The organism is Nocardia albiluteola, assembly GCF_018860155.1.
In the GTDB taxonomy this organism is placed as follows: Bacteria; Actinomycetota; Actinomycetes; order Mycobacteriales; family Mycobacteriaceae; genus Nocardia; species Nocardia albiluteola.
The window spans coordinates 1,265,951-1,272,805 of record NZ_JAHKNI010000001.1; the positions used below are offsets into that span (position 1 = coordinate 1,265,951).

Genomic DNA, 6,855 nt, shown 5'->3' on the forward strand with positions numbered 1-6,855 from the left:
GTGCCGGAGGGAATGGCCGGGTGGCCGATGTCCACGAATTGTTCGATGCGGGATCGCTTTTCGGGCGCACGTATGCCGCCCTGGTGCAGCATCCCCGCGCCACGCTGGCCGAGCTGGCGGTGGAGCTGGAATGCCCCCCGGAGCTGATCCAAGCCGCCCTGGAGCGGCTGTGTGAGATGCAGGCCGCGGTCCGCCTCGACGGCGGCACGGGCGCCGTCTGGGACGCCCATGCGCCGGAGGCGTTGTCGGAGGCCGAGGCTCGCCGCCGCCAGCACGATACCGCGAGCATGCACGCGGCCGCGGCACGGCTGGGCGAGACGTTCCGCTCGGTGCGCCGGTCCGGGCGCGGCGAGGGCGTCATCGTGCCGATGTACGAAACCCGCGAGCTCATAGCCGAATTCGAGGATCTGCAGGCCGGCGCCACCAAGAATGTGCGGATGGTCGAGCGGGGGCCGTACGTCTGCGATTCGGAGCGGGGCGAGCGGCTGTTCGAGCTCAAGTCCGCGCGCATCGCGGCCGGCGTGCGTTATCAGGTGCTGTATCAGGACACCATCTATCAGGATCCGGACCGGCTGCGGCACGCGCTGGCGATCACCGCGAACGGCGCGCAGGCCCGCACGCTGCCCGATCCGCCGCTGAAGGTGATCATCGCCGACGGTGAGCGCGCCGCGATCATGCTGCACAACGACGAGCGGCGCGGAGATCCGATGGGCCTGCGGATCGAGGCGTCGCCGACGCTGGATCTGATGCTGCGCACCTTCGACGTGCTGTGGTCGATGTCCGCGCCGATCTCGGTGAACCCGGGCGAACCGCTCGACGAGCGCGACCGCGCGATCCTGACCCTGATGGGCCTGGGCGCCACCGACGACACCATCGCGAGACGTCTGGGCATGTCCCGGCGCACCGTCGTGCGGCGCACCGCAAGTCTGCTCGAACGGCTCGGCGCGAGCACGCGATTCCAGGCCGGGGTGCAGGCCATTCGCCGCGGCTGGCTGTAGGTGAGGGGATGTGCGGGCGCGGCCGGCCGCGGGGATGCGGTCGGCCGCCCGGGTATGTGGACGCGTGGCGCGACGATGCGTCGCATGCGGATGGCGGCGAGGTGGTCGACCGTCCGGTAGGTGAACGTGCGGGCGATGATGCATCGGGTGCGCGACGGTCCGAGGAATGGCATTCAATGTGCATTCGCTATCGAAGAAATGCATATCCGCTATTGAGGATTTGACGCAGGGGGTCTGTGCCCGAAATGTCCCGGTCCACCTGTGAAATGGCTGAGAATTCCCCGTTCCGACCTGCTCTTATAGCCGAATCGACATGTTATTCGGCGTAACCGGTTCGCCTTTGCATGAAACATAGGGGCACTCTCGTACCGATGACATGAGGGTGCTCATGCGGCCGAACCGGCTCGTGACCCGCCCGATTACGATTGCCCGGACCGCGTTGCAGGGTGTGCCGACCGTGTGCGGCCGCGCGGCCCTTGCCGAACTCGAGAGGTTAGAGCACTCGAATGGATACTGTCCGTCGTCCCGTGCGTGGAAGTCGTCGCCGGCGCTCCGGTAACCCACTATTCGGCCAGATACTCACGGCCGCCGTGGAATCGGCCGCCGAGACGGTGGCCATCCGGTCGAATCCGACCGGAGATTCCGCGCACGCCCGCGAGCTGACCTATCGCGAATTCGACGAGGCGTCCTCCCGGCTGGCCCGCGAGCTGATCGAGCGCGGCATCGGCCCCGGCGACATCGTGGCGATCGGCATCGGGCGGTCGATCGAGTCGGTGCTGGCGGTCTGGGCGATCGCCAAGACCGGTGCGGCCTACGTCCCCGTCGATCCGGCCTATCCGGCCGACCGGATCGCGCACATGATCGCCGATTCGGGCGCGGTGCTGGGCCTGACCACCGTCGCCGATCGCGGGGCGCTGGGCGACGGTGTGCCGTGGCTCGAGCTCGACGAACCGGAGGTCGCCGAGGGCATCGCGGTGCGCGCCTCGCACCCGATCTCGTACACCGACCGGGTGCGCCTGCTCACCGAGCAGCACCCCGCCTACGTCATCTACACCTCCGGCTCGACCGGGCGGCCCAAGGGCGTCGTCGTCACCCACACCGGCCTGGCCACGGTGGTCAACGCGATGCGCGAACACTTCGGCGTGGGCGGCGATTCGCGCGTCATGCACATCTGCTCGCCGAACTTCGACGTGTCGGTGCTCGAGCTGATGCTGGCGTTCTCCTCCGGTGCGACGCTGGTGGTGTCGCCGCCGAAGGTGTTCGGCGGGTTCGAGCTGGCGGATCTGATTGCGCGCGAGCGGGTTACGCACATGCTGATCACCCCCGGTGCGCTGGAATCGGTGGATCCCGCGGGCCTGGACACCCTCGCGGTGGTGGCGGTCATCGGCGATCGTTTCGGTCCGGAGCTGGTCGGCCGGTGGGCGCGCGACGGGCGGGCGTTCTACAACACCTACGGGCCCACCGAGGCCACCATCCTGGATACCGCCAGTGGCGCATTGCAGCCCGGCGAGCCGATCACCATCGGCGCTCCTATCACGGGTATCGGGGCGTTCGTGCTGGACTCGCGGCTGCGGCCGGTGCCGGCCGGTGTGGTCGGCGAGCTGTATCTGTCCGGGCAGGTGCTGGCGCAGGGGTACCTCGGGCGTCCCGGCCTGACGGCCGGCCGTTTCGTGGCCAGCCCGTTCGGCGCCGACGCCGGGCAGCCCGGCACCCGTCTGTACCGGACGGGTGATCTGGTGCGCCGCAACGAATCCGACGGTTCCATCGAATTCCTGGGCCGCTCGGATTTCCAGGTGAAGGTGCGCGGATTCCGGATCGAGCTGGGCGAGATCGACAACGCCCTCACCGCCCACCCCGATCTCGACTACGCGGTCACCCTCGGCAAGGTGCTGCCCTCGGGCGTGACCACGCTGGTGTCGTACGTGCTGCCTCGGCCCGAATCCACGGTGGACACCGGCGAACTCGTCGAGTTCATCTCGAAGTCGTTGCCCGCATACATGATTCCGACGACGATCATAGTGCTGGACGAGATTCCGCTCTCGCCCATCGGCAAGCTCGACCGAGCCCGGCTGCCCGAGCCGGAGTTCGCCACCCGCGAGTTCCGGGCGCCGTCCACACCCGCGGAGGAGGTCGTCGCGGAGGTGTTCGCCGCGTTGCTGATTCCGGCGGGCGCCGAGGGGCACGGGCGCGTGGGCGCCGACGACGACTTCTTCGAACTGGGCGGCAACTCGCTGCTGGCGGCGCAGGCCGCGGCGCGGATCGGGTCGGCGCTGGATGTGCGCGTGCCGGTACAGCTGCTCTTCGAGGCGACGACGGTGTCCGCCCTCGCCGAGCGGGCCGAGCGCTACGCGGATTCGGCCGCGGGGCAGCAGTTGCGGGCGATGGAGCGGCCGGATCGGGTGCCGTTGTCGTATGCGCAGCAGCGGATGTGGTTCCTGAACAGGTTCGATCCCGGTAGCGCGGTGAACAATATCCCGGTCGCGGTGCGGTTGTCGGGCCGGTTGGATGTCGATGCGTTGCGGTCGGCGGTGCGGGATGTGGTGACGCGGCACGAGGTGTTGCGCACGGTGTATCCGGAGGTGGATGGCGAGGGCCGGCAGGTGGTGTTGCCGGTGTCGGATGTGCGTGCGGTGCCGGAGCTTTCGGTGGTGGAGTCCGATGAGGCCGGGGTGCTCGAGTTGGTGGCGCGGGTGGTCACGGAGGGGTTCGATGTGACCGCCGAACCACCCGTCCGGCTGCGACTGATCCGGGTCGGGGCCGCCGCCGCCGCGCCGGAACGGTCTGCGGGGATCGGCGTTTCGTCCGGCCGGACAGGTGTGGGCGATGCGAAGGCCCGGGACGGTTACGGGGGCGGGCTGTCGCTGGTGTGGTCCTCCGGTGCGAACGACGAGCCGGAAACGACGGACGTGGAGGTCGCGACCGGAGAGTTCGTGCTGGTGTGCGTCGTGCATCATATTGCGGGGGACGGCTTTTCGATGGGCCCGCTCACCCGGGACCTGATGACCGCCTATGTGGAGCGCGCGCGGGGCAGCGAGCCGGGATGGGCGCCGCTGGAGGTGCAGTATGCGGACTACGCGCTGTGGCAGCGGGAGGTGCTGGGGGCCGAAGAGGATCCGGAGTCGCTGCTCGCGCGGCAGATCGCGTTCTGGCGTAGCGAGTTGGCGGGGCTGCCCGAGCAGCTGGAGCTGCCGATGGATTCTCCGCGCCCGGTTGTCTCGTCCAACGAGGGCGCCGCCTTCGCATTCGGGATTTCCGCCGAGGTGCACGCCGGGCTGAACCGGGTTGCGCAGGAACACAATGCGACGTTGTTCATGGTCGTGCACGCCGCCCTGGCGGTATTGCTGGCGCGGTTGTCCGGTTCGCGGGACATCGCGGTGGGCACCCCGATCGCGGGGCGTGGCGAGGCGGATCTCGACGAGCTGATCGGGATGTTCGTGAACACGCTGGTGTTGCGGTCCCCGGTGGATCCCGGCGTGCCGTTCGGGGAGCTGCTCACCGCGGTGCGGGCCTCCGATATCGCGGCGTTCGGGCATGCCGACGTGCCGTTCGAGCGTCTGGTGGAACTGCTCGAGCCGGTGCGCTCGACGGCGCGGCATCCGCTCTTCCAGGTGATGCTGAGCTTCCAGAATTTGACGCAGCCGCGGTTCGAGCTGCCGGATCTGTCCGTGTCCGTGCCGGAATTCGATACCGCCCTGTCGAAATTCGATCTGCAGCTGACGCTGGGCGAACAGCTCGACGATCAGGGCGAGGCGCAGGGCATGGCGGCGTCGTTCACCTATGCGACCGATCTGTTCGACGAGGCCACGGTGCGGGACTTCGCCGCCCGGTTCGGGCGGGTGCTGGCGGCGGTCGCGGCCGATGCGGCCGTCGTCGTCGGTGATATCGACGTGCTCGCCCCGGGCGAGCAGGAACTTGTTCTGCACGAATGGAATTCGCCCGGAGTGCTGGTGCCGCCGCTGACGGTGCCGGAGCTGATCGCCGAGCAGTCGCGGCGCCGCCCGGACGCGGCGGCGATCCGATACTCCGATCTCGTGCTGAGCTTCGATGAGCTGCAGCGCGGGGCGAATCGGGTGGCCCGGGCGCTGATCGAACGGGGAGTGGGGCCGGAAACGCTGGTGGCGGTGGCGATGCCGCGCACCGAGGAGCTGGCGGTTGCCCTGCTCGGTGTGCTGGTCGCCGGCGCGGGATATCTGCCGATCGATACCACCCTCCCGGCGCAGCGGCTCGAGTTCATGCTCACCGATGCGAACCCCGCATGCGTGCTGACGACCTCGCAGGCACGGGAGGCGCTGCCGGACACGGATGTTCCGGTCCTGCTGCTCGAGGAATGCGAGAGCTTCGACGACGCGGCGGTCGAGGACGCCGATCGCGTCTCCCCGCTGCGCCCGCAGAACCTGGCGTATGTGATCTACACATCCGGGTCCACGGGTGTGCCCAAGGCGGTCGCGGTGCCGCACGCCACCGTGCTCGAGCTGTTCGCGAACACGCAGTCCCTGTTCGATTTCCGTGACACCGACGTGTGGACGCAGTTCCATTCGTACGCGTTCGACTTCTCGGTGTGGGAGTTGTGGTGCGCGCTGGCCAATGGCGGCACCGTGGTGATGGTCGACTACCTGACGTCGCGGTCGCCGGAGTTGTTCCGGGAACTGCTGATTCGCGAGCGGGTGACCGTGCTGAGCCAGACGCCCTCGGCGTTCTATCAGCTCGCCGAGGCCGACCGGACCGCGCAGTCCGCGACGGAGGGCGAAAGCGGTAACGGTGTGGGCGATCTCGCGCTGCGCTATGCCGTGCTCGGTGGCGAGTCGTTGGATCTGCAGCAGCTGCAGCGCTGGTACGACCGGCACGCTCCCGACGCCCCGCAGGTGATGAACGGGTACGGTCCCACCGAAACCACCGTGTTCGCCACGTTCTTCGCGGTCGACGAGCGCTCGGCCGATATTCCGGCCAGTGTGATCGGCCGGGCGCTGCCCGGCCTCGAGGGATATGTGCTGGACGACCGGCTGCACGCCGCACCGGTGGGTGTGGCCGGTGAGATCTACATCGCGGGCAAGCAGCTGACGCGGGGCTACCTGGGCCGGCCCGGCCTGGCCGCTACGCGGTTCGTGGCGAATCCGTTCGGGGAGCCCGGTTCTCGGATGTACCGCACCGGTGATCTCGGCCGCTGGGCGGGATTCGAGGGCGAGGCGGCGCTCGAGTACGCCGGGCGCGGCGATCAGCAGGTACAGCTGCGTGGATTCCGGATCGAGCTCGGTGAGATCGAGAGTGCGCTGGGCCGCTGCGAGGGCGTGAGCCAGTCGGTGGTCGTAGTCCACTCGGACGAGCACGCCGGCGATCGGCTCGTGGGTTATGTTGTGCCCGAGGCCGGTTCGGAGCTCGACCCGGCGGAGTTGCGGCGCCGGGTCGCGGACTTCCTTACCGCGTACATGGTGCCGGACGTCGTCATGGTGCTCGAGGCATTGCCGTTGACACCGAACGGCAAGCTGGATCGCCGGGCGCTCCCCGCGCCGGAGTTCGCGGGCTCGGCGGTGGCGTTCCGCGCGCCGGGCACGCCGATCGAGCAGGCGGTCGCCGATGTGTTCGCTGGGCTGCTGGGTGCCGAGCGGGTGGGTCTGGACGACGATTTCTTTGCCCTGGGCGGTAATTCGCTGCTGGCCACGCGGGCGGTGGCCCGGGTCAACGAGGCCCTGGACGCGAATGTGGTGGTGCGGGAGCTGTTCGAGGCCTCGACCGTGGCCGCGCTGGCGGCGCGGGTCGTACCCGGTGCGGCGGCCGACGCGACCCGGCCCCGCCTGGTGCCCACCTCGCGGACGCAGCAATTGCCGTTGTCGTTGGCGCAGCAGCGGATGTGGGTGATCAA

2 protein-coding genes are annotated in these 6,855 nt (G+C 69.1%); both read left to right on the plus strand.

Annotated features, from left to right (window positions below):
- The first annotated feature begins 20 nt into the window (after window positions 1-20).
- Entirely contained in the window at window positions 21-998 is a 978-nt protein-coding gene (locus KO481_RS05900) for a helix-turn-helix transcriptional regulator (protein WP_215915821.1), read from the plus strand.
- Window positions 999-1,504: 506 nt separating this feature from the next.
- Window positions 1,505-6,855: non-ribosomal peptide synthetase (locus KO481_RS42775; protein ID WP_245400282.1), on the plus strand; the 5,351-nt coding region annotated here is incomplete at its 3' end.